The 24,690-nt window shown below is 65.0% G+C and carries 18 protein-coding genes; 7 read left to right on the top strand and 11 right to left on the bottom strand.

Features of this window, described 5'->3' with window-relative positions; all coding sequences use genetic code 11:
- Positions 1-2,391: CARDB domain-containing protein (locus tag JQ621_RS14610; protein ID WP_212235390.1), on the bottom strand; the 2,391-nt coding region annotated here is incomplete at its 3' end.
- 294 nt (positions 2,392-2,685) lie between these two features.
- Here JQ621_RS14610 and JQ621_RS14605 point away from each other — a divergent pair.
- Complete coding sequence (locus JQ621_RS14605) at positions 2,686-2,898, top strand: hypothetical protein (protein ID WP_312015419.1); 213 nt, start codon at positions 2,686-2,688, stop codon at positions 2,896-2,898.
- 64 nt (positions 2,899-2,962) lie between these two features.
- Here the strand turns inward: JQ621_RS14605 and JQ621_RS14600 are convergent, their stop codons facing one another.
- A complete protein-coding gene (locus JQ621_RS14600) occupies positions 2,963-3,646 on the bottom strand; it encodes a hypothetical protein (protein WP_212235389.1) in 684 nt (227 codons plus the stop codon).
- 338 nt (positions 3,647-3,984) lie between these two features.
- Between JQ621_RS14600 and JQ621_RS14595 the strand changes: the two genes are divergently transcribed.
- On the top strand, positions 3,985-7,587 hold the full coding sequence (locus JQ621_RS14595; protein ID WP_249125272.1) for an autotransporter domain-containing protein: 3,603 nt from the start codon (positions 3,985-3,987) through the stop codon (positions 7,585-7,587).
- Between the two features lie 135 nt (positions 7,588-7,722).
- Positions 7,723-8,916, top strand: coding sequence for a CaiB/BaiF CoA transferase family protein (locus JQ621_RS14590; protein ID WP_212235388.1), 1,194 nt, complete (start codon positions 7,723-7,725; stop codon positions 8,914-8,916).
- Positions 8,917-8,993: 77 nt separating this feature from the next.
- On the opposite strand, the gene JQ621_RS14585 is transcribed toward JQ621_RS14590, so the two are convergent.
- The 4 genes from JQ621_RS14585 to JQ621_RS14570 form a co-directional block, all read right to left on the bottom strand.
- Entirely contained in the window at positions 8,994-9,866 is an 873-nt protein-coding gene (locus JQ621_RS14585; protein ID WP_212235387.1) for an outer membrane protein, read from the bottom strand.
- A gap of 163 nt (positions 9,867-10,029) precedes the next feature.
- Positions 10,030-11,547, bottom strand: coding sequence for a tripartite tricarboxylate transporter permease (locus JQ621_RS14580; RefSeq protein ID WP_212235386.1), 1,518 nt, complete (start codon positions 11,545-11,547; stop codon positions 10,030-10,032).
- Positions 11,548-11,557: 10 nt separating this feature from the next.
- Positions 11,558-12,100, bottom strand: coding sequence for a tripartite tricarboxylate transporter TctB family protein (locus JQ621_RS14575; protein WP_212235385.1), 543 nt, complete (start codon positions 12,098-12,100; stop codon positions 11,558-11,560).
- Positions 12,101-12,277: 177 nt separating this feature from the next.
- A complete protein-coding gene (locus JQ621_RS14570; RefSeq protein ID WP_212235384.1) occupies positions 12,278-13,252 on the bottom strand; it encodes a tripartite tricarboxylate transporter substrate binding protein in 975 nt (324 codons plus the stop codon).
- A gap of 295 nt (positions 13,253-13,547) precedes the next feature.
- On the opposite strand from JQ621_RS14570, the gene JQ621_RS14565 reads away from it, so the two are divergent.
- Positions 13,548-14,534: a hypothetical protein gene (locus JQ621_RS14565; RefSeq protein ID WP_212235383.1), complete on the top strand. Its 987-nt coding sequence runs from the start codon at positions 13,548-13,550 to the stop codon at positions 14,532-14,534.
- Positions 14,535-14,579: 45 nt separating this feature from the next.
- On the opposite strand, the gene JQ621_RS14560 is transcribed toward JQ621_RS14565, so the two are convergent.
- The 4 genes from JQ621_RS14560 to JQ621_RS14545 form a co-directional block, all read right to left on the bottom strand.
- Positions 14,580-15,377: an enoyl-CoA hydratase/isomerase family protein gene (locus JQ621_RS14560; RefSeq protein WP_212235382.1), complete on the bottom strand. Its 798-nt coding sequence runs from the start codon at positions 15,375-15,377 to the stop codon at positions 14,580-14,582.
- A 23-nt stretch (positions 15,378-15,400) separates the two neighbouring features.
- On the bottom strand, positions 15,401-16,600 hold the full coding sequence (locus JQ621_RS14555; protein WP_212235381.1) for a pyridoxal-phosphate-dependent aminotransferase family protein: 1,200 nt from the start codon (positions 16,598-16,600) through the stop codon (positions 15,401-15,403).
- A gap of 106 nt (positions 16,601-16,706) precedes the next feature.
- On the bottom strand, positions 16,707-17,990 hold the full coding sequence (locus JQ621_RS14550) for an MFS transporter (protein WP_212235380.1): 1,284 nt from the start codon (positions 17,988-17,990) through the stop codon (positions 16,707-16,709).
- Positions 17,991-18,044: 54 nt separating this feature from the next.
- A complete protein-coding gene (locus JQ621_RS14545; protein WP_212235379.1) occupies positions 18,045-19,247 on the bottom strand; it encodes a pyridoxal-phosphate-dependent aminotransferase family protein in 1,203 nt (400 codons plus the stop codon).
- A gap of 132 nt (positions 19,248-19,379) precedes the next feature.
- Between JQ621_RS14545 and JQ621_RS14540 the strand changes: the two genes are divergently transcribed.
- The 3 genes from JQ621_RS14540 (at position 19,380) to JQ621_RS14530 (ending at position 23,627) form a co-directional block, all read left to right on the top strand.
- Positions 19,380-20,123 (top strand): GntR family transcriptional regulator, encoded by a 744-nt coding sequence (locus tag JQ621_RS14540; RefSeq protein ID WP_212235417.1) that lies wholly within the window; start codon positions 19,380-19,382, stop codon positions 20,121-20,123.
- A 107-nt stretch (positions 20,124-20,230) separates the two neighbouring features.
- Positions 20,231-23,206, top strand: coding sequence for an FAD-binding and (Fe-S)-binding domain-containing protein (locus JQ621_RS14535; protein ID WP_212235378.1), 2,976 nt, complete (start codon positions 20,231-20,233; stop codon positions 23,204-23,206).
- Positions 23,199-23,627, top strand: a complete 429-nt coding sequence (locus tag JQ621_RS14530) for a GlcG/HbpS family heme-binding protein (protein ID WP_027531975.1) — start codon at positions 23,199-23,201, stop codon at positions 23,625-23,627. The genes JQ621_RS14535 and JQ621_RS14530 overlap by 8 nt, the downstream gene beginning before the upstream one ends.
- Positions 23,628-23,836: 209 nt before the next feature.
- Here JQ621_RS14530 and JQ621_RS14525 read toward each other — a convergent pair whose 3' ends face one another.
- Positions 23,837-24,619, bottom strand: a complete 783-nt coding sequence (locus JQ621_RS14525) for an enoyl-CoA hydratase/isomerase family protein (protein WP_212235377.1) — start codon at positions 24,617-24,619, stop codon at positions 23,837-23,839.
- Between the last annotated feature and the right edge of the window lie 71 nt (positions 24,620-24,690).

Genomic DNA, 24,690 nt, shown 5'->3' with positions numbered 1-24,690 from the left:
GTGATTGTTGTTGGCCTCGTTGCTCTCCGAAATCGCATTATTGTAGTCGGCGAGTCCGCCGATGTAATACGTGCCGGGGGACAGATTGGCGGGAAGCGCCAGCGAGACAGTCTGGTGATCGTAATAACCGGGGGCCCCGTTCGCCGACAGCCCTGGCGAGGCCACTGTCGTTAGCAGCGTATCTCCAGTCGTGATCGTCGCGTCGGTCGACAGATAGAGGCCCGAGATCGAGGCGGCAGCGGCAGCCTTGCCAAAATTCACCACCCAGAAGTCGACGTTGGTGCTCCCGCCCGGCGCAATCGTCGTGCTGCTGACGCTGTCGAACGATGCGGTCAAATCAGGCTTGGCCGGCGCTGCCGGCGCCGTCACCGTGATCTGCGTGACATCGTGATTGTTGTTGGCCTCGTTGCTCTCCGAAATCGCATTATTGTAGTCGGCGAGTCCGCCGATGTAATACGTGCCGGGGGACAGATTGGCGGGAAGCGCCAGCGAGACAGTCTGGTGATCGTAATAACCGGGGGCCCCGTTCGCCGACAGCCCTGGCGAGGCCACTGTCGTTAGCAGCGTATCTCCAGTCGTGATCGTCGCGTCGGTCGACAGATAGAGGCCCGAGATCGAGGCGGCAGCGGCAGCCTTGCCAAAATTCACCACCCAGAAGTCGACGCTCGTGCTCCCGCCCGCCGCAATCGTCGTGCTGCTCACACTGTCGAACGACGCTGTCAAATCAGGCTTGGCCGGCGCTGCCGGCGCTGTCACCGTGATCCGCGTAGCATCGTGATTGTTGTTGGCCTCGTTGCTCTCTGAAATCGCATTATTGTAGTCGGCGATTCCGCCGATGTAATACGTGCCGGGGGCCAGATTGGCGGGAAGCGCCAGCGAGACAGTCTGGTGGTCGTAATAGCCGGTCGTCCCGTTCGCCGACAGCCCTGGCGAGGCCACCGTCGTTAGCAGCGTATCTCCAGTCGTGATCGTCGCGTCGGTCGACAGATAAAGGCCCGAGATCGAGGCGGCAGCGGGAGCCTTGCCAAAATTCACCACCCAGAAGTCGACGCTCGTGCTCCCGCCCGGCGCAATCGTCGTGCTGCTGACGCTGTCGAACGACGCGGTCAAATCAGGCAGAGGGGGCTGTGCGACAACGGTACTGTCGATAATGCCATCGGCAAATTTGAAATTTTCTACCGCCGTGACGGTGTCGGTGCCATCGGGGGAGCCGCTACGCTGATCGGCGACGGTCCACGTCGCTGAATTCGCATTGTAGGTGACGAGGTAGTCTGCCCTGTTGCCTGAATAGACGACGGTATCGATGCCCGGACCGCCATCGATGGTGTCGTTGCCGCCACCGCCGGTGATCGTGTCGTTGCCGGCACCGCCCTTCAGCACGTTGGCAACGGCATTGCCGATGATGATGTCGTTGCCGGACCCGCCGGTTGCGTTGTCGATCAGCGAGCGCGTGTCGCCATTGTAGAGATAGGCGTTATAGACGTTGCCGGACGCATAATGACCGTTGCCGAGATAGGCCAGCTGCGTGCTTGAGAACAGCGAGGACGCGCCGGGGTTGAGATCGATGGACAGGTTGGTCGTGTAGTTCGACAGATCGTAGGTATTGACGCCGCCGCCGTCCCAGATCGTCTCAAAGATGCGGTTGGCCGAGCCGCCGGCGCCGCCGCCCGGCGCGAGCTGACCGACGCCGTTGATGAACTCCTGCCCCGTCGTCGGGTTCCAGGTGTAGACGGTGTTGCCGCTCTGGGTGTTGTAGTTCGCGCCATACAGCGTCTGCAGCGCGAGGATATCGTTGGCCATGTAGGTCTGCGGATATCCGTAGGCCTCGTTGGTGTAGCCGGTGAGCGGACCGCCGACGTAACTGCGATAGCTCATGACGGTGTATTCGCTGTCATCATGCGCGGCCGGCACCGCGACGTTGGCGACGCCACCCGTCTCCTGGCTGTGCTTGAGGCCGAAGGCATGGCCGAGTTCGTGCAGCGCCGTTGTGAAATAGTAATTGCCGAGTTGCGCCTGGGTGTAGTCGTACGCCGTGCCGAACCAGACGTCGCCACCGGCCGCGTAGTTGCCGGGGTAGTAGGCGTAGGAGGTCGGGTTGGCCGCCGGCGACTGCGCGACCATGATGTCGGCGTAGCTTGAGCCGCTATAAGTGATGCTGGCGTTGGTGTAGCTCTTGATCAGCGCGATGGCGTAATTGATGGCCGCCTGCATCTGGGTCGGCGCAGCCGAAAAGCCGGACGTGGTCGGTTCGCCGTTACCGCCGGTGTACGCGCCATAGGTGCTGGCAAGCGTCGGAAAGCTATAGCTGATCGTGCCGGACCAGGCTGTACCCGCCAGCATGCCATCGATGTCTGCGTTGTTCGTCGCGTTAACGTTGACAGCGGTCGCCATCAGAATTCTCCAAAGCAGTATGCCCCGCTCGAATCCGAGTGCGGACAGGCGCGATTCTACCTAGAGAGTTAGACGTTTGGTTTAAGTTTGGCGAAGCAACCCAACTTCTTTCGTAACGCCGTGTTAAACATCAAATCCCGTATTCATACGGCCCGAAAGGACGATGCAGGTTCCTTCCGCCCGTCCTGATTTGCAATGGAAATCATGAAGCTACATCTGCTCCCGGTCGGCTTGGTCTGCGCCCTCATGGCGCTCTCAAGGCCGGATCATCAGCCCCTTGGAGGATTGTCTGTCATGGTCGGAAAAGCTGGCGCCGATGATGGCGGCAAGGCGGGGCGTGCGCCCTCGGTTCCACCAGCCCGCGCCCCTTCGGCCGCAGTCGCCGAGGAGTACGAGCTCGCCCGGCAAAAGGGCACGGCGGAAGCGTTCGAGCTCTTCATCGCTCGCCACGGCGACGATCCGCTGGCCGAGAAGGCGCGGGCGGAGCTGAAACGCCTGTCCCGTTGAGATCTTTTCTGCCGGGAGCGACAATGTCCGGCTTCGTCCCACACTGCGCCAGCTGACGCGGCACTCAGAGCCCGTCTGATTCGCCGTTCTTCGGTGTCGCGCGCGGCACGAAGGGCGCGAACGACGTGCTGGCCGCGGTCGGCATCGTCAGCTTGCCTCCGCCGTCCGCAGGTACGGGCAATCCCGCCGGCGCACTGGTTGCGCCCGGTCGCTGCAGCGCCAGCACCTCGCTGCGATCGCCCCGCTTGAACGTCACTTCGCGCGGCTGCACCGAGCTCAGCGACCAGCCGCCGAGGGTTTCGCCCGGTCGCATGCGAAGGACCTTCTGGTCGGAGCGGCTGACGAGGATCGCGATAGCATCGCCCTCGCCGACGACGGCCCCAACCAGAATCAGCGGCGGCGGCTCGACCGGTTTTGGCGGCGGCGCGCGAACCTCAACGACCGGGGCGGCAGCGACCGCGCGCGGCGGCGGCCGGCGCGTGGCCGAGAAGATCGGACGTTCCTGGGTCGCCGTTAGCGCCGCCAGCGGCACCGACCACAGCGGATTGCCGCGGGAGGCCGGCCTGCTTGCAGTCGGCGCGGGCCGGGCAGTCGGATTCACCGTGCCGGCATCGGCGCTCGCGGCGGAACGGCCAGCCATGTCGTCGGACAGGATGTCGACGAGCGACGAGGTCGCCGCCATCGCCTGGGCAAGGCCAATCGCCGCGCAAAGCACGGCCAATCGGGTCGGTTTCAGCCAGACGGACATCCAGGTTCCTTCGCGACCTGCCGCGCCAGCGCGCGGCAGGCGCCCCCAAAACTAGACCCGATGGGCCTTGCCTTCAACCGGCTCACGGATCTGCTCAGCCCTCCGATGCCCGCCCCGCGTGTTGCAAAGCGTAAGGATGTTGCCCAATGGCAACGACCGCTGAAATTGCAAAGGAAACGGGCACGAACCAGCGCAGATTGACCGCTGTTCACTGACACCTGATGCAATGGCATGAGATCATGGAGGAAGGGCATACCCCTGCCCGCTCGAATGATGCTTGGGCGATTTACTTGGACGATTTGCTTGGGCGATTTGCTTGGGCGATTTGTGAAGGGCCGATGGCTGGATCGAAGATCGCGCGTGGAAGGAAGGACGACCGGCTGCGCTCCCTCTTCGGGCACGCGCTGGCGACCCTGCTCGCGACCACGGCGCTTGGCGTCGCCGCCGCGCACGCCGCCGACGGCACCTGGACCGGCGCCTCGTCCGGCGAATGGACTGACGGCACCAACTGGAGCTCGACGCCGAGCGTGCCTGATGGCATTGCGACGTTCTCGACCACAGGCCCGACCAGCGTCACCGCCAGCGGCCTCGTCAATATCGGCCAGGTGATCTTCGGCAGCACACCCAACGCGCCGGCCTATAGCATCGCCACCGGCGACTTCTTCGTGGTCAACGGCGCCGGCATTTTCAACAATTCGACCCACACGCAGACATTCACCGTCGGCGCGCCCATGGTGTTCACCAATGCGAGCAGCGCGAGCGGCGGCAGCAATTTCGTGACGTACAGCGTCGTCGGCGGCTCGATGAGCTTCAACAACAGCTCGACCGCCGGCACGGCGCACATCACCAGCAGCGGCGATATCGAGTTCAACAACAACAGCACGGCAGGCACTGCGACGATCGTCAACACCGCGGTGATCAATTTCAACGATTCCAGCTCGGCTGGCGGCTCGAACATCACGAACAACGCGACCGGCTTCGTGACCTTCAACACCACGTCGACCGCCGGCACCGCGGCGATCTCCAACAGCGGCACGCTGAACTTCGCCAACTCGGCCACCGCCGGCAGCTCCACCATCACAACCAGCAACGGCGGCACCACGAACTTCACCGGCACCAGCAGCGGCGGCAGTGCGCGCTTCATCACCGCGCTCGGCGGCACGGTCGACTTTTCCGGCCTGACCAGCGGTGGCACGACCGCTGGCTCGATCGAAGGCGCGGGCAATTACGCGCTCGGCGCCGTCTCGCTGACCACCGGCAGCCTCAACACCGCGACCCAGGTCGACGGCGTGATATCGGGCACCGGCGGCGCACTGACCAAGGTCGGCACCGGCACGCTGACGCTGACGGGCGCCAATACTTATTCGGGCGCGACAACGATCTCGGCCGGAACGCTGGCGCTGTCGGGTACCGGCAGCATCGCTTCCTCCAGCGTCGTCACGGTGAATGCGACGTTCGACATCTCGGCAATGACCCCGTCATTCGCTGCGATCACGACCCTGGCCGGCAGTTCGAGCGGCATCGTCAACATGGGCACCAAAGGGCTGTTCGTCACCAGCGGCTCGACCGAGTTCGCCGGCGTGATCCAGGGCAGCGGCGGCCTCGAGGTCGGCGGCGGAACGCAAACGCTCTCGGGTGTGAATACCTACTCCAATGCGACCCAGATAGACGCCGGCGCCACGCTGGCGCTGAAGGGTGGCGGATCGATTGCGAGCTCGGCCAGCGTCACGTTTACGCCTGGCGGAGGCGGTACATTCGACATTTCGCAAACGACCTCCGGCGCGACGGTGAACGCTCTGGTCTCCGCCACTGGCGGCAGCTTCGTTTCGCTGGGGTCCAAGACGCTGACGATCACAAGCGGCAGCTTGTACGGCGGCGTGATCCAGGATGGCGGCATTGCCGGTGGCGTTGGTGGCAACCTCGTCATCGCCAACGGCGCCACGCAACAGCTCTACGGCGTGAACACCTATACCGGCACCACGACCATCGCGGCCGGTGGCGAGCTGGACCTCACCAATGGCGGCAGTGACGGCAGCATTGCGACCTCGAGCAATGTCATCACCAACGGCCTCTTCGACATCTCGGTCCTCGCCGCCGGCACCTCGATCAAATCCCTGTCGGGTGCAGGCAATGTCAATCTCGGCGCCAACACGCTGACCATCACGCGCGGCAACGGCACCTTCGCCGGCGTCATCCAGGATGGCGGCGCCGGCGGCGGCCTCACGATGGCCGGCGGGACGGAAACCCTGACCGGCGCCAACACCTATACCGGCGCCACCACCGTGAACGGCGGCACGCTGGTCGTGAACGGCTCGATCGTCAGTGCCTCCACCGTCAATGCCGGCGGCACGCTCGCCGGCACGGGCGCCGTCGGCAGTGTCGCGGTCACCGGCGGCACGCTCGCACCGGGCAATCCGGGCGCGGTCGGCACGCTGGCGATCAACGGGGCCCTGAGCTTCACCGCCGCCTCGACCTATCTCGTCCAGATCTCCTCGAGCGCTGCGAGCCTCGCCAACGTCACCGGCGCTGCCAACCTCGGCAGTGCGACGGTGCACGCGAACTTCATCTCAGGGACGGTCCAGAAACAGTACAAGATCCTGCACGCGACCGGCGGCCTCGGCGGCACCACCTTCAACCCCGCCGTCGTCTCCAACATGCCGACGATCAATGCGACGCTGAGCTATGACGCCGCCAACAACGTCTTCCTCAATATCGGCGTCAACTTCACGCCGAGCGGTGGCGGCCTCAACGTCAACCAGCAGAACGTCGCGAGCACGCTGACCAATTTCTTCAACACCACCGGCGGCATTCCCGCGGCCTTTGCCGGGCTGACGCCCGCGGGGCTGACCGCGGCCTCGGGCGAGCTCGGCACCGGCATCATCCAGTCCGCCATCAATGCCGACGGCCAGTTCCTCAATTTGATGCTCGATCCGACCATCGCCGGCCGCTCGAGCGGTTTCACCAAGGCGGGCAGCATCGCGCAATTCGCCGACAGTGATGACACGGATGCTTATGCGTCGATGCGCCTGGCCACCCCGCGCGAGCGCGAGGCCTTTGCAATGGCCACCAAGGCGCCGCTGCTGTCGTCGCAGCCGATCAATCGCTGGAGCGTCTGGACAGCCGGCTATGGCGGCTCGGCGCAGGTCGGCGGCAATGCTGTCGTCGGCTCGCAAGACCTGACGGCACGGGTCTGGGGCGGCGCTGCCGGCGCCGACTACAGGATGTCGATGGATACGCTGGTCGGCTTCTCGCTCGGCGGCGGCGGGCTGAATTACTCGCTTGCCAACGGGATTGGCGCGGGCTCCGCGGACATGTTCCAGGCCGGCGTCTACGGCCGGCACAATTTCGGTCCCGCCTACATCGCCGCGGCGCTCGCCTATGGCTGGCACGATGTCACCACCAACCGCACCGTGGCGGCTGGCGGCTTCGACCAGCTGCAGGGCCGCTTCAAGGCCGACACCTTCTCGGCCCGCTTCGAGGGCGGTTATCGCTTCACGACACCGCTGATCGGCATCACGCCCTATGCGGCCGCACAGGTGACGAACTTCAACCTGCCGAACTATTCCGAAGTCAGCCTCATCAGCGGCGGCCTGTTCGCGCTGAACTATGCCGCGCGCTCGCTGACCGACACCCGCTCCGAGCTCGGTCTGCGCACCGACAAGTCCTACGCGATGCAGAACGGCGTGCTGACCTTGCGCGGCCGCGCCGCCTGGGCGCACGACTATGATCCGAGCCGCGCCGTCACCGCGCTATTCCAGACCTTGCCCGGCACCAGCTTCGTCGTGAACGGCGCCAGGGTCGACGCGGATTCCGCGCTTGTCAGCGCCAGCGCCGAGATGAAATGGCTGAACGGCTTCTCGGTCGCCGGCACCTTCGACGGCGAGTTCTCCGGCAACGTCACCAGCTATTCCGGCAAGGGCGTGTTCAAGTACAGCTGGTGAGCTGCCGGCAACCGTCGCCCTGCGTACGAGCTACGGCTGGCGGGATCGGCGCATGGCTGCTGCGCCGGTCGACGCTTGCCGCATGATCTTTCGGCACTATGGTAGGTCCGCAATCTGTTCCCGGAGCCATCAAAGATGCCCTTTCCGCACGCCTCGGAAGCCCTGTCGCGCTTCACTGTGCTCGATCTGACCCGCGTCCGGTCCGGGCCCACCTGCGTGCGGCAACTCGCGGACTGGGGCGCCACGGTGATCAAGATCGATGCGCTGACCGAGGATTCCGGCGGCGAGCAGCCGGGCGGGCCGCGTCGAGGCTCCGACTTCCAGAATTTGCACCGCAACAAGCGGGCAATGACGCTGAACCTGAAAGACGAGCGCGGGCTCGCCGTGTTCAAGCGCCTCGCCGCCAAGGCCGACGTCGTGGTCGAGAATTTCCGCCCCGACGTGAAGAAGAAGCTCGGCATCGACTATGAGAGCCTCGCCGCGATCAACCCGCGCATCGTCTATGGCAGCATCTCCGGCTTCGGTCAGGACGGCCCCTATCACAAGCGGCCCGGCTTCGATCAGATCGCGCAGGGCATGGGCGGGTTGATGTCGATCACGGGTGCGCCTGGCGGAGGGCCGATGCGGGTCGGCATTCCCGTCGCCGACCTCACCGCCGGCCTGTTCTGCGCCATGGGCATCCTCACCGCGCTGCTCGAGCGCGAGGTTTCGGGCAAGGGCCAGTGGGTGCAGACGTCGCTGCTGCAAGCCCAGATCTTCATGCTCGACTTCCAGGCCGCGCGCTGGCTGATGGAGAAAGAGGTCGCCAAGCAGGCCGGCAACAACCATCCGACCAGCATCCCGACCGGCGTGTTCAGGACCTCCGACGGCTACATCAACATCGCCACGACGGGCGGACGAATCTGGGAGCGCTGCGCGCAGGCCATCGGCGCGCCGGAGCTCTACGATCATCCCGATTATGCGACGGCCCCGGCCCGCTCGAAGAACCGCGACGCGCTCAACGCCGAGATCGAGAAGCGCACCGTCACGAAGTCGACGGAGACCTGGGTGCGCGAGCTCAACGAGGCCGGCGTGCCGTGCGGTCCGATCTACGCCATCGACCAGATGTTCGACGACCACCAGGTCAAGCACCTCGGCATCGCGCAGGATGTGCCCAACGACGAGGGCCGCCATATCCGCCTGGTCGGCCAGCCCGTGACGCTGTCGCGCACGCCGAGCAGGATGGTGGCGCGCCCGCCTGAGTTCGGCGAGCAGACCGACGAGGTGTTGAAGGAGTTCGGCTTCGCCGCCGACGAGATCGCAAGGCTCAGGGACGCCAAGGTGGTGTAGGCGGTAAGCGCGAAGCTACTCACGACAAAGCCCGGCGCGAGCCGGGCTTTGCTTCTCGTGGAACGCCTGTGTTGATGTCAGTATTTCGCGACCACCGGGCCGCCGAACTCATAGTTGATGCCGGCGCGCAGGATGTTGTCGGTGAAGCGCGACGACACGTTGGTGGCAATGGTCGACCCCGCCGGCGCAAGCGTGAACGGACCGGAGTCGAAGCGTCCGAGATCCATGTAGAGATATTCGAGCTTGGCGCTCCAGTTCTGCGTGATCTTGCCTTCGATACCCACGCCCACGGTCCAGCCGGCGCGCGTCGTCGAGGTCGAGCCAACCGAGGCGAGCGCGACGCCGCCGGGGTTGAAGCCGGTCATGGTGCCGGTGGTCTTGATCTCGCCAAAGGCCAGGCCGCCGGTGCCGTAGAACAGCACCTTGGGGGTCGCCAGAATGCCGACGCGGCCACGGAGCGTGCCGAACCATTGCAGCTTCTGGTCGATCGTCAGCGTGGTACCGGCGAGGCCGCCGGCCGGCAGGAAGGTCAGGCCGGGAAGACACGGACCGCCGGCCGGCGCGACGCCGGCGCAGCTGAAGATGGCGCGGCCCTTCTCGTCCGACCAGTTCAGGTCACCCTCGACGCCGAACACCCAGTTCGCGCTCTGCCAGTTGTAACCGGCCTGGCCGCCGGCAACGGCGCCGTTCATGTCGAATGAAGCGCTGGTGATAGAGCCGGCGGGCGGCACGATGATCGCGCCCGTTGCGGTGTTGGTGTAGGTGACGTCGCTGCGCGAGCGACCCCAGCTATAACCGCCATTGGCGCCGATATAGAAACCGGTCCAGCTCCAGACCGGATCGACCATGACCGGTGCCTTGACGTAGGGCTTTGCCGCCAGGTCTGCAGCCAGTGCGCCCGATGCGAACAGCGACATCGCCGCTGCCATTCCCATCACGATCCGCTTCATGGAATCCCCTCCGCACAATCTCGTGATCAAGATATACGCCGCCGCCTGCCCAAATGCTGTGCCGCTACGGCAACAACCGGAAACAATCGAACCGAGGGGTGTTGCGGAACGGAACACAGCCGATTCGTCAGGCCATTGATATCAAACGATATTTTCTTGCGGCCTACCGCGCTGTCGCCCCAGTCCGTTGCGTCCAGCCGAGGCGCCCGAGCAGCCCGTCAATCGCCGGCCAGAACAGCAGCACGATCGCCAGCGTCGTGATCGAGCCGACCAGGCCGTTCGACCAGAACACCTTGAGGTCGCCGCCCGAGCCGATCATCGACAGGCGGAAGGCGTCCTCGGCGCGATTGCCAAGCACGAGCGCGAGCGTAAACGGCGCGAGCGGAATGCCGATCTTCTTGAAGACGTAACCGACGACACCGAAGCCGAGCATCAGCCAGATGTCGAACATCGCATTCTGGATCGCATAGGCGCCGATCGCGCAGGACACCACGATCATCGGCGCGACCGCTGCGAACGGCACGCGCAGGATCGAGGCGAAGATCGGCACAGTCGTCAGCACCAGGACGAGGCCGACGACATTGCCGAGATACATCGAGGCGATCAGGCCCCAGACGAAATCCTTGTGCTCGACGAACAGCAGCGGGCCGGGATTGAGACCCCACACCATCAGCCCGCCGAGCAGGATCGCGGCGGTGCCGGAGCCGGGAATGCCGAGCGCCAGCATCGGCAGCAGCGCCGCGGTGCCGGAGGCATGCGCCGCCGTTTCCGGCGCGAACACGCCTTCGATGCGGCCCTTGCCGAAGGTCTCGGGATCTTTGGCGAAGCGTTTGGCGAGGTTATAGCCCATGAAGGACGCCGCGATCGCGCCGCCCGGCGTGATGCCGAGCCAGCAGCCGATGAAGGACGAACGCAACAGCGTCACCCAATATTTCGGCAAGTCCTTCCACACGCCCAGCACGACACGCAGCGAAATGCTCGCCGCGTGCCCGCGCAGTGCGAGGCGCTCCTCCATCGTCAGCAGGATCTCGCTGATGCCGAACAGGCCGATCACGGCGACGAGGAAATTGATACCGCGCAAGAGCTCGGACGAGCCGAAGGTCATGCGCAGCTGGCCCGACACCGTGTCCATGCCGACGCCGGCCAGCAGCAGGCCAAGCGACATCGAGATGACCGTCTTGTGCCTGGCCTCGCGCCCCAATCCGACGAAGGAGCAGAAGGTCAGGAGGTAAACCGCGAAGAACTCGGGCGGACCGAACTTCAGCGCAAAGGACGAGATCATCGGGGCGAGAAACGTGATCAGCAGCACCGCAACGAGCGAGCCGATGAAAGAGGACGTGAACGCTGCCGTCAGCGCCTCGGCCGCCCTGCCCTGCTGCGCCATCGGATAGCCGTCGAAGGTGGTCGCGACCGACCAGGCCTCACCGGGGATGTTGAACAGGATCGAGGTGATCGCACCGCCGAACAGCGCGCCCCAGTAGATGCACGACAGCATCACGATCGCCGAGGTCGGATCCATCGTGAACGTGAGCGGCAGCAGGATCGCGACCCCGTTGGGACCGCCGAGGCCCGGAAGGACGCCGACGAAGATGCCGAGCACGAGCCCGACCATCATCAGCGCGAGCGTCTTCCACGTCAGCAGGACGGCGAAGCCGTGGAGCAGGAGACCGAAAGCTTCCATCGCATTCGCCCTAGTGGCCGAAGGCCGCTTCGAGCGGCCCTTTCGGCATGATGACGTCGAAGGCGATGTCGAAGGTGACGAACATGATCGCCGTGAACAGGAAGGCGGTCAGCAGCGATTTCCACAGCGCGATCTTGCCGATCGCCCGCATGAAGCCCGCGATCAGCAGGAAGCTCGCGACGTAGAGGCCGAGGAACTGCGTCACCAGGCAGAACAGCAGCGTCGGCACGAACACGGCCATCACGCGGCGGGCCTGCGCGCGCGTGACGAAAGTTTCGGATCGTGTGCGGCGCGCAAGAAGCGCGGCGCTCAGGCCGTAGAGGCTGGCGCCGCCCAGCACGATGGACAGATAGAACGGGAAATAGCCGGGCTCGGGCCCGGTCGAATCCCAGGACGCGCCGCTGCGCCAATTGTCGTAGCCCAGGATGGCAGCGAGCGCGAGCAGCAGCAGGCAGGCGATGATTTCGACCGTGCCGGTGCGCGTGACGGAGGGCGAGTTGTCGTCAGGCGCGGTCGGATCGTCGACGACGATTTCTAGATCGGTTTGGGACATGAGCCGCTTGCACAAGCTGGGAGTGATGTCACCTCGCCCCGCTTGCGGGGAGAGGTCGGCGCGAAGCACCGGGTGAGGGGGACTCTCCACGAGTCCGTCTGCCACTGTCTTCGGGGAGAGAGCCCCTCAACCCGACCCTCTGCCCGTAAGTACGGGGAGAGGGAGAAGAGAGAGCGCCTACTTCGCGACGAACCCTGCTTCCGTCATCAACGACTTGTTCAGGGCATCGTCCTCCTCGAGGAACTGCACCATGTCCTTGCCGGTCAGGAAGATCGGTTTCAGCGCCTGTTTTTCCATGTAGTCCTTGTATTCGGCGGTCTGCGTGACCTTGTGGAACAGCTCGACATAGAATGCCTGCTGCTCACCCGTGACCTTGCCCGGCAGGAACATCGCGCGCAGCATCAAATACTGCACGTCGACGCCCTCCTCCTTGCAGGTCGGGATGTCGGCCCAGGACTGCGTGTCCGTCACCTTGCTGGTGTAGGTGATACGCTCCTTGTCGAACACGCAGAGCGGACGTACCTGGCCGGCGCGCCAGACTTCGAGATTTTCGGACGGGTTGTTGACGTTGGATTCGGTGTGGTTGCCGACCAGCTGGGTCGCGGCCTCGCCGCCGGACTTGTAGGGCAGATAGGAGAACTTCGCACCGGTCTTCTGCTCGAGGAAGACCGTCAGCACGTGATCCTCGCGTTTGGAGCCGGTGCCGCCCATCTTGAACGGCGCGGATGCCGCCTTCGCGGCCTCGACGAATTCCTTCACCGATTTGGGGCCGGCGCTGTTGTCCCACAGCACGAACTGGTCGAGCCCGATCACCGCGACCGGCGTGAGCTCGCGCCAGTTGAACGGGATTTTCGCCGACAGCGGCAGCATGTAGATCAGCGAATAGGCGATCAGCACCTTGTTCGGATCACCCTCGCTGGATTTCATGTACATCAGCGCTTCGGCACCGGACGCCCCACCCTTGAGCGAGACGACGATCGGCTGCTTCATCAGACTGTTCTTCTGGATCGCGGCCTGCATCATCCGCGCCATCTGGTCGGAGGCGCCGCCGGCGCCCGCCGCCACGACGATCTCGACGGGTTTGGTCGGCTCCCAGCCGGCCAGTGCCGGTGCAGCCCAAAGCGCGGCCGTCAGCGCCACTGCGGCCTTCATTCCATGTCCCACGCGTTTCCCCTGGGCATTTCTGGCATTCGGAATGCCAATCTTGTGGTAGCATTGTGGGGATATCCCCGGCAAGTTCAAGCCGGCGGCACTCTCCACCTATGACTTTCGGCGGGATGCGAGAACCTCGTTAGGCCGGAGCCGGCCCCAGGTCGCAAGCCACAGACGAGGGCTGCTCCCGCGGTGGCCGCCAGGCAACACTGCGAACCATTCCGATAGAATCGCGATTCTGCCAATTGCCTCGGTCGTAAGATATCGTTACCCGTTCCTGAAGAGGAACCTGCGAATGGGCTTTCGGAAGCGAATCAATGAGCTGATGATCGCCTTTTTGCAGGGCATTGTCGGCGCAGCCTTGTTCTCGGGGGCAGCGTTGGCCGATCCGCTGCTATTTACCTCCGCGCCGGCCCCCGGCAATGGACCGGCGGTCGATGGCTTCAACGGCAAGGCCGAGGCGTTCGGCGGCTCGCTCGCCAATCGGTCCCTGGGCGGCGCGCAGGGCGCAGTCACGATGCCCTTGGGCCAAAGTATCGGCGCACAGTTGGACGGAGCTTTCGGCAGCTTCGACGGTAGTCGCTTCGGCAATATCGCCGGCCACTTCTTCTGGCGAAATCCGGGTCAGGCCCTGTTCGGCGTCTATGCGAGCCACACCGCCTGGGATCGCTACGGCGGAGCGCGCGTCAGCCAAGTGGCCGGCGAAGGCGAGTATTATTTTGGCCGTTTTACGATCCAGGGAATCGCTGGTGTCGAATTCGGCAACCAGGCTTCCCTGACGACCTCCTCGACCAGCATCGTCGCTCCGGCGGCCCACCTCTTCTTCGTTCCCGGCGCCCCCGGGGTGATCACGGCCACGACCAGCACCTCGGCGTTCGACGTTCGCACCCGGTTCTTCGACCAGATCAACCTCAAATACTATCTGACCGACGACTGGATGGGATATGTCGGCCATCGCTATCTCGGGGGCAAGAACGCGATGGCGCTCGGCAGCGAATATGCCTTCCCGCTCGGCCACCAGATCAAGGCCTCCGCCTTCTTCGAAGCGCGCGTCGGAGAAGGAGACACTCGCGGAATCTGGGGTGGCCTGAAGTTCTACTTCGGCCAGAAGGACAAGCCGCTGATCGCGCGGCATCGTCAGGATGATCCGAACATCTGGAGCACAGACACGTTGTTCAGCATCGTCAATTCGCAGACAGGATCCAGCTCGAGCACGTCGAGCGTCTTCTGCAACCCGCCGGATACCCTGATCGGCGGAAAGTGCGTGTCCGAGGAGGAATAACCGGGGGCCCGCCCTGGGCCAACGGCTGGACTCATCAAGTGGCGGCTATTTTCCCTTCCACACAGGCGTCCGCTTGTTGAGGAAGGCGTCCATGCCCTCGCGGAAATCTTCGCTCATATAGGCCTTGAGGATCAGGTCCTGGCCCTGCTCGCGCGACAGCGTGGGACGGATTCGCCGCACGGCTTCCTTGGCCGTCTCCATCGTGAGGGGCGCGTGGCTTGCGACCAGCCTTGCGGTCTCGTCCGCGCGCCGCTGCAGGGTCTCGACATCGGGCACGATCTCGTTGAGCAGGCCGAGAGCCAGCGCCTCCGGCGCCTCGATCAGACGTGCCGTGAAGATCAGGTCCTTGGTGCGGGCCGGACCGACCAGCGCAACGACACGGCTGATGTTCGACATCGACAGGCAATTGCCGAGCGTGCGCGCGATCGGAAAACCCATGCGCGTCGTCGCGGTGCCGATCCGCAGGTCGCAGCAGGCGGCGATGCCGGCGCCGCCGCCGGTGCAGGCGCCCGCGATGGCCGCAATCACGGGGACGCGGCACTGCTCGAGCGTGCCGAGCACGCGGTCGATCCGCGACTCGTAGTCGAGCGCATCCTGCGCCGTCTCGAAGGCGCGGAACTGGGAGATGTCGGTGCCGGACGCGAAAGCCTTGTCGCCGGCGCCGGTCAGGATCAACACCTTGATGGAGCGATCGGCGTTGATCTCGGTGCAGATCTCCGCCATGCGGTCATACATGGCGAAGGTCATGGCGTTGCGCGCCTGCGGGCGGTTGAAGGTGATCCGCGCGATGCCGTCCGTGACGGAGTAGAGCAGGTCTTCGTCGGCAGTTGCAGGTGCGTTCATCGCGCTTTCACTTTCCAGTTCGTTCAGGCCACCTGGGCCTTGGTCATCGGCACCACGTCGCGTCCCTTCAGGACGTCCATGGCTGCCAGCACGCCGCCGCTCCGATGCGGAATCTTTGCAAGATCCAGGCCCATCTCGACGCCGGCGAGCGTGCCCATCAGCATCAGATCGTTGAAGTGGCCGATATGGCCGATGCGGAACACCTTGCCTTTGACCTTGTTCAGGCCGGTGCCGAGCGACATGTCGAAATTGTCGAGCACCACCTTGCGGAAGGCGTCGGCGTCGTGGCCATCAGGCACGCGCACGCCGGTCAGCGCCGGCGAGTGCGCGGCGGGATCGACGCACTGCGTCTCCAGGCCCCAGACCTTGGCCGCGGCGCGCGTCGCGGCGCTGTGACGCTTATGGCGCGACCAGACGTTCTCGAGGCCTTCCTCCTCCAGCATCTTGACGGCCTCACGCAGGCCCATCAGCAGATTGGTGGCAGGCGTATAGGGGAACGTGCCGAGCTTGTTGAAGGAGATGACCTCCTGCCAGTCCCAATAGGAGCGCATGCCCTCGTTGGCTTTGGCGACACTGAGCGCCTTCTCCGATACGGCGTTGAAGCCCAGGCCTGGCGGCAGCATCAGGCCCTTCTGGGAACCGGCGACCGAGACGTCGATGCCCCAGGCGTCGTGCTCGTATTCCATCGAGCCGAGGCCGGAGATGGTGTCGACCATCAGCAGCGCCGGGTGCTTGACGCGATCGAGCAGCTTGCGCACATCGAGCGGCGGCGTGACGCAGCCGGTCGAGGTCTCGTTGTGGACGACGCAGACCGCCTTGATCGCGTGCTGCTTGTCGGCGCTCAAACGCTTCTCGATCTCGGCAAGGTCCGCACCATGGCGCCAGTCGCCGGGGATGAAGTCGACATCGAGCTTGAACTTGTCGGCGATGCCGCGCCACAGCACGGCGAACTGCCCGGTCTCGCACATCAACACCTTGTCACCGGGCTTGAGCACGTTGACCATCGCCGCTTCCCAGGCGCCGGTGCCGGACGAGGGGAAGATGATCACCGGCTGCTTGGTGCGGAACACCCGCTGCATCGCGGCAAGGGCGGCAAAACCGAGCTCGGCGAACTCCGCACCGCGATGGTCCAGCGTCGGCATGTCCATCGCCCGCAGCACCCGGTCGGGCACGTTGGTCGGTCCTGGAATCTGTAGGAAATGCCTTCCAGTGTGCAGAGTCATCGGCGTCCTTCCCGGTCTGGCCTTGATTTTGATGGCCCGCCGAATAGCACCATTTGACCGGCTTGTCCCCTCTCCTGAAGGTGCCTCCCATGCACATCAGGCGGCCCTACTCGGCCGCCACCACCCTCCCGGACGACGCCGTCGCCTCGGCGTCCGTAAACGGGCGCTCCGGGTGCATCAGGAAGGCAGAAACGCCACCCAGCAGGAGCAGCCCCATCGACATCAGGAACGGCAGGTACCAGTTGCCGGTCGCGTCGATCACGAAACCAGCGACCAGCGGCGAGACGATCGCGGCGAAGGCCGAGCCGGTGTTCATCAGCCCCGACGCGGTCCCCGAATATTTCGGGGCAATGTCCATCGGGATCGACCACATCGGACCGATCACGAGCTCGGCACAGAAGAAGCCGGCCGACAGACACAGCGCGACGATGGTGATGTCGTGGACGAACAGGATCGGGAACAGCGAGAGCAGCGCTCCCGCAAATCCCGTTACGGTGACGCTGAGCCGCGCCAGGCGGACATTGCCGGTGCGATCGAGGATCTTGTCCGAGATCACGCCCCCGACACTGTCGCCGATCACGCCGGCGAAGAAGACGCCGGAGGCGAACAGCGCCGAGTTCTTGATGTCGAGATTGTAGTTGTTCTTGAAGAACAGCGGCAGCCAGTTGAGATAAAGCCAAAGGCACCAGCCGTAGCAGAAATAGGTCAGCGTCACCGGCCACATCCGCCCCAGCAGCGGCCCCCAGGGCACACGCGGCCGCTCGCCGGCCGGGCGCGGCGGCAGCGCGGCAAGCTCGGCCTGCGTGATGGAGGCGTGGTCTTTCGGCTCGTTGCGGAAGTACCAGACCCAGATCACGCCCCAGATCAAGCTGACGAAGCCGAGCACGACGAATGCGCCGCGCCAGGTCAGCCACAGGATCAGGAGCGCCACCACCGGCGGCGTGACGGCATTGCCGAGCCGGGCGAAGGAATGGGTCAGGCCCTGCGCGAAGCCACGGCGATTGGCCGGCGTCCAGTACTGCATCGCGCGCGTCGCGGTCGGGAACGTCGCGCCCTCGCCGAAGCCGAGCGCGAAGCGCGCCACGAACAGAGCGGCAAGACCGTTGACGAAGCCGGTCGAGATGGTGGCGACCGCCCAGATCATGCCGCACCAGAACAGCGTCTTGCGCGGCCCGAAGCGATCGCCGACCCAGCCGCCGATCACCTGAAACAGCAGATACGGATAGGCGAAGGCGGAGAAGACGAGGCCGAGCTGCGTGTTCGAGAGAACGAGCTCCTTCTGGATCTCGCTCGCGGCCGTGCCGATGTTCACCCGATCGACATAGGTGATGAAATACATTGCGCAAAGCATCGCCAGCACGACATGCGTGGCCTTGAACCTGATACCCATCTCCACCCTCCTGATCGTTTCTTATGATTGCCGCCCGCGTGTCTCGCGCGGGCCTTAAGTGCCGACCACTTTGAGATGGGGCGATGCATTGCCCTGCGCGCGCTGCTCCAGCAGCTTCATCGCGGCGTCGACGCCGCCGGAGCGGTGCGGCACGCCGGCGACCGACAGGCCCATCTCGACGCCCGTGAGCGCGCCCAGCAGCGTCAGCGCATTGCATTCGCCGAGATGGCCGATGCGGAAGACCTTTCCGGCGACCTTCGACAGGCCCGAGCCGAGCGACATGTTGTAGTTTTCGAGCACGATCTTGCGGAACTGATCGGCGTCATGTCCGGGCGGCATCAGCACGGCGGTGAGCACCGGCGAGAATTCCGACGGCTCTTGGCAAAGCACTTCGAGCCCCCAATGACTGACGGCGGCACGCGTTGCGGCAGCGAGCCGCTGATGCCGGGCGAACACGTTGTCGAGCCCCTCCTCCAGCAGCATCGCGATCGCCTCGCGCAGGCCGTAAAGCAGGTTGGTCGCCGGCGTGTATGGGAAGAAACCGTGGGCGTTGGGCTTGAGCATCTCCTCCCAGTCGAAATAGGAGCGCGGCATCTTGTTGGTCTTCGCCGCCGCACGCGCCTTCTCCGAGATCGCGTTGAAGCCGAGGCCGGGCGGCAGCATGAAACCCTTTTGTGAGCAGCTGACGCTGACATCGACCTTCCACGCGTCGTGGCGATAGTCGACCGAGCCGAGCGAGGAGATGGTGTCGACCATCAGCAGCGCCGGATGCGAGGTGCGATCGATCGCGGCCCGGATCTCGGCGATGCGGCTGGTCGCGCCGGTCGAGGTCTCGTTGTGCACGACCATCACCGCCTTGATGGCACGGGCCTTGTCCTCGGTGAGCCTGGCCTCGATCACGTCAGGGTCGGCGCCGCGACGCCAGTCGCCCGGCACGAAGTCAACCTCGATACCGAAGCGGCCCGCCATCTGGCGCCACAGCGTGGCGAAATGGCCGGTCTCGACCATCAGCACCTTGTCGCCGGGCGACAGCGTGTTGACGATCGCAGCCTCCCAGGCCCCGGTCCCCGACGACGGGAAGATGATGACGGGCCCCGTGGTCTGAAAGATCTTCTGGCTGCCTTCCAGCACGGTGCGGCCAAGCTCGCCGAATTCGGCGCTCCGGTGGTCGATGACGGGCATGTCCATGGCGCGCAGGACGCGCTCGGGGACCGGGCTCGGGCCCGGAATCTGAAGGAAATGGCGTCCCTGATGCATGAAAACCTCCCTGGCAACGGACTCTGGCCGGCTCGGACGTCATTTTGCATTCATTTTTTGTCATTTCAATCGAAATTTGGTATTCGATTGTGGACGTCGACGCGATATCGCGAGCAAACTACTGTGCTGCAAATGAAATCCACGATTCCCGACACCGGGGTCCCGATCGGCCCATCCAATGGCGGCGAACGCCAGGACAACCGTCACGAGGCCTCGCTCCATGGCGAGATCCTGTTGCGGCTGCGCGACTATGTCGTGGAAGGCAACATTCCCGATGGCGCGCGGGTTCCTGAGCGCCAGCTCTGCGAGATGTTCGGCATTTCCCGCACGCCCCTGCGCGAGGCCCTGAAGGTGCTCGCCGCCGAGGGGCTGATCGAGCTCCTGCCCAACCGCGGCGCCCGAATCCGCCAGCTCAGCCAGCGCGACCTGGAAGAGCTGTTCGACGTGATGGCCGGCCTTGAAAGCCTCGCCGGGCGCCTTGCCTGCGAGGCTATTACAGACGATGAAATCGCCGCGATCGAGCAGCTGCATTACGACATGTACGGTTATTATTTGCACCGCGACATGCCCGGTTATTTCCAGGCCAACCAGCGCATCCACGAGAGCATCGTCGCAGCCGCGCGCAACGAGACGCTCAAGACGGCTTACGCCAGCTTTGCCGGCCGCATTCGCCGCGTCCGCTACTCCGCAAACTTCGCCCGCAAGCGGCGGCGCTGGGCCGAGGCGATGCGCGAGCACGAGGCGATCCTGGACGCCCTGCGCCGCCGTGCGGCCAGCGAGCTCAGCGACATCCTGTTCCAGCACCTGCGCAACAAGCGGGCGGCGGCGCTCGAACACCTCGCCGAGCCTCCAGAGGACACGCCAGCGGCACCTTGATGGGCCACCGGCTTGCTCATTTTGAATTCATAATATAATCGGTCAGAAACTAGAATGAATACTCCAACGAGGTCCAAGGGCCGCGCTGGAGCAATCCGGGACCAGGGATGACAAACGCCTCCTCGCTCGAACGGCGCCTGCGCGCGGCCATGACCGGCGACGTCCTGTTCGACGGCTTCAGCCGCGGCCGCTACGCCACCGATGCCTCGTTCTACCAGATCGTGCCCTCAGGGGTGGTCGTTCCCAAGACCATGGACGAGGCCCTGGCGGCGCTGGCGATCGCGCGCGACGAGGGCGTGAAGGTCACCCCGCGCGGCGGAGGCACCTCGCAATGCGGCCAGACCGTCAATGACGGCCTCGTGGTCGATCTCTCGAAACACCTCAACAGGATCCTGTCGCTCGATGTCGAGGGCCGGACCTGCGTGGTCGAGCCCGGCATCGTGCTCGACGACCTCAACCGCCAGCTGAAAAAGCACGGCCTGTGGTTTCCGGTCGATGTCTCCACGGCGTCGCGCGCCACGATCGGCGGCATGGCCGGCAACAATTCCTGCGGCGGCCGCTCGCTCCGCTACGGGACGATGCGCGACAATACCCTGTCGATGGAGGCCTCTCTCGCCGACGGCACCTTGAGCCGTTTTGGCGAGGTGTCGCGCGACCTGTCCGACTTTAGCGCCAGCGACGGCATGCGCGCATTATTCCGCGACATGCTCGATCTCGGTGCCCGCGAGGCCGACGAGATCGCCGCGCGCTTCCCGAAGGTGCAGCGCCGCGTCGGCGGCTACAATCTCGATGCGCTGACCCCGCGCAATGCCCGCAACAACATGGCGCACCTGCTGGTGGGATCGGAAGGCACCCTCGCCTTCACCACCAAGGTCGAGCTGAAGCTGTGGCCCGTCATCCGCAACAAGGCGCTCGGCGTCTGCCATTTCGGCAGCTTCTACGAGGCAATGGATGCCACCCAGCATCTGGTCAAGCTGAAGCCGATCGCGGTCGAGCTGGTCGACCGCACCATGATCGCGCTCGGCCGCGATATCGCGATGTTCAAGCCGATCATCAACGCGGCGATCAAGGGCGATCCGGATGCCGTGCTGGTGGTCGAGTTCGCCGAGGAGGATCAGGCCGACAATCTGTTGCGCCTGAGGCAGCTCTCCGAGCTGATGGGCGATCTCGGCTTCGGCTGGAACAACGATATCAGCAAGTGGGGCGGCGTGGTCGAGATCACCGAGCCGGCGTTGCAGAGCGGCATCGCCGATTTCCGCGCCGCCGGCCTCAACGTCATGATGTCGATGAAGCAGGAGGGCAAGCCGGTCTCGTTCGTCGAAGACTGCGCCGTGCCGCTGCCGCATCTCGCCGACTACACTCAGCGCCTGAACGAGGTGTTCGCGAAACACGGCACCAGCGGCACGATGTATGCGCACGCCTCCGAGGGCTGTCTGCATGTGCGGCCGGTGCTGAACTTGAAGCTCGAGAAGGACGTCAAGGCGATGCGCGCCATCGCCGAGGAAGCCTTCGCGCTGGTCCGCGAATACAAGGGCTCGCATTCCGGCGAGCATGGCGACGGCCTGGTGCGCTCCGAATTCCACGAGGCCATGTTCGGGAACCGCCTCGTTGCCGACTTCCGCGAGGTGAAGCATCGCTTCGATCCCGCCGGCGTGCTCAATCCCGGCAAGATCGTCGACGCGCCCAGGATGGACGACCGCTCGCTGTTCCGCTTCAAACCCGACTATCGCGTCGCCGACCTCAAGACGAAGCTCGACTGGTCCGCCTGGCCCGGCGCCGGCGGCGGTTTCCAGGGCGCGGTCGAGATGTGCAACAACAACGGTGCCTGCCGCAAGCTCGAGGGCGGCGTGATGTGCCCGTCCTATCGCGCCACCCGCAACGAGAAGGACGTCACCCGAGGACGCGCCAACACGCTGCGGCTCGCGATTTCAGGCCAGCTCGGCCCCGACGCGTTGTCCTCCGACGAGATGATAGAGACGTTGAAACTCTGCGTCTCCTGCAAGGCCTGCCGCCACGAATGCCCCACGGGCGTGGACATGGCCAAGATGAAGATCGAAGTGCTCGCGGCACGGGCAAGCTCCCATGGTTTGACGTTGCGCGATCGCCTGGTCGGGTACCTGCCGCGCTATGCCGGCCTCGCCTCGCGCTTCGCCCCGATCGCGAATTTGCGCAACCACAGCGCGCTCCTGCGCAAGCTGTTCGAGCGCTTTGCCGGCATCAGCGCGCGCCGCGCCCTGCCCGCCTTCCGCAGCGACGTGTTCGTGCCGCCGGCTGAGGTGGCTGGTCCCGAGACCGGCCGCGACGTCGTGCTGTTCGCCGACACCTTCAATCGCATCTACGAGCGGGAGAACCTCGACGCCGCGCTGCGCGTGCTGACAGCCGGCGGTTATCGCGTGCATCTGCCGAAACCCACGAGCGGCAGCCGTCCGCTCTGCTGCGGCCGCACATTCCTGTCGGCCGGTCTGGTCGATGAAGCGAGATACGAGCTCGACCGTGTTGTCGCCGCCTTCGCGCCGTTCGCCGCCCGCGGCGTGGCGATCGTCGGCCTCGAGCCGAGCTGCCTCTTGACGCTGCGCGACGAGCTCGCCTCGCTGCGCAAGGACAACGACGCCAAGGCCGTCGGCGCCCATGCCCTCACCTTCGAGGAGTTTCTGGTGCGCGAGGCCGAAGCCGGCCGCCTGCAACTTCCGCTCGGCCCCGTCGCCGGGAAGGCCGTCGCGCATGGCCATTGTCATCAAAAATCCTTCGGCGCGTTCAAACCGGTCGAGCAGGTCCTTCGGCTCGTTCCCGGCCTCGAGGTCGAGACGATCGAAACGAGCTGCTGCGGCATGGCCGGCGCCTTCGGCTATGGCGCGGACACTTATGACGCCTCGATCGAGATGGCCGAGCTGTCGCTGCTGCCGGCCGTGCGCCGCGCGGACCAGACCACGCTGATCGTCGCAGACGGCACCTCCTGCCGCCACCAGATCCACGATGGCGCCCAGCGCGAGGCACTTCACGTCGCGCGCGTGCTGGCGATGAGCCTGGACCGCACCGAGACCCATTCCACGTCAACTTCTGCAAAGGAAACAAGCCATGGCTGACCTCACGCTCGACACCGCCCGAAAGATCCTCGACGCCGCCTTCGCAAAGTCCACCGAGCTGAAGCTGAAGCCTTTGGTCGTCACCATCCTCGACGCGCGCGGCGTGCTCAAGATCGCCGCCGCGCAGGACGGCACCAGCCTGATGCGCGCCGAGATCGCGCACGGCAAGGCCTATGGCGCCCTCGCGATGGGCATGGGCTCGCGCGCGCTGTATCAGCGGGCGCAGGAGCAGGCCTATTTCATCGATGCCGTGAACACCATTGCGAAGGGCGCGCTGGTGCCGGTCCCCGGCGGCGTGCTGATCATGGACGGCACGACCCTGCTCGGCGCCGTCGGCGTCTCCGGCGACACCTCGGACAATGACGAGGCCTGCGCGGTCGCCGGCATCCAGGCGGCGGGCCTGAAGGCCAACGCGGGGTAATCAGTCGTTTGCGGCGCGCCAGATGAGGCGCGCGACATGCGTGCGCCACCCGCCGCGCGCCGACGATGACGTCGGGCGCGAAACCCTATTCTGCCCTTATACAGCTGTTTTGCCCGACGGAGCAAGGGCTTTTCGGTAAGACCGAAAATTCTCCAGGCGTTTCAACCCCATCCCTACTGTGCATGGGGTTGTTTTCGCTCTTGCTCCCTCTACCTCCCCGTCCAGACCGGCTTCCTCTTCTCACCGAACGCCTTCAGCCCCTCCTTGGCGTCCTCGGTCATCGCCAGCAGAGCGATCTGGCTTTCGGTATAGGCGATGCTCTCGTCGAACGACATCGAGGCAATGGCGCGCATCGCATATTTGCCACGGCGGATGGCGGTCGGCGATTTGTCGACGATCCGGCCGATCAGCCAGTCGACCTTGGCATCGAGCTCGGCCGGGGGCACGACGTAGTTGAGCAGGCCGGCGTCCTTGGCAGCCTTCGCGTCGAAGGGCTCGCCGGTCAGCGCCCATTCATTGACGAGGCGCCGCGGCGCGATCTCCTGCAGCAGGCTCAGCACCTGCATCGGAAACACGCCGACCTTCACCTCCGGCAGGCCGAAGATGACGTGATCGGCGGCGACAGCCATGTCGGTCATGCACAACAGGCCCATGCCGCCGGCCATGCAGACGCCGCTGAGGCGCGCGATCGCGGGCTTGGTCGCATTCTGCGACAGGCGCAGGAGATCGGCATAGTCGACATTCGGCCTGGAATGGTCCATCGCGAACGCGGCGCCGGAATTCTGCAAGTCCGCGCCGGCGCAGAACGCCTTGTCGCCGGCCCCCGTCAGCACGATGACGCGGACATCCTTGTCGTCATGCGCCTCGCGATAGCCACGCGTGATGCCGGCGATGACGTCGCCGTTCAGCGCGTTGCGCTTCTCGGGGCGGTTGATGGTGATCCAGAACGCCTGCCCGCGCTTCTCGGTGATGACGCCTGTGGTGTCGGTCATGACGCAGTTTCCTTGCTCCCGGTTTGCAGCCATTTGCGGCAGCTCGGGCGCAAGGCGCAAGCGCAATTTCC

This window comes from Bradyrhizobium manausense, assembly GCF_018129685.1.
Taxonomy (GTDB): Bacteria; Pseudomonadota; Alphaproteobacteria; order Rhizobiales; family Xanthobacteraceae; genus Bradyrhizobium; species Bradyrhizobium manausense_D.
The sequence above is the reverse complement of the archived record's forward strand: the minus strand, read 5'-3'. Positions and strand labels throughout refer to the sequence as shown.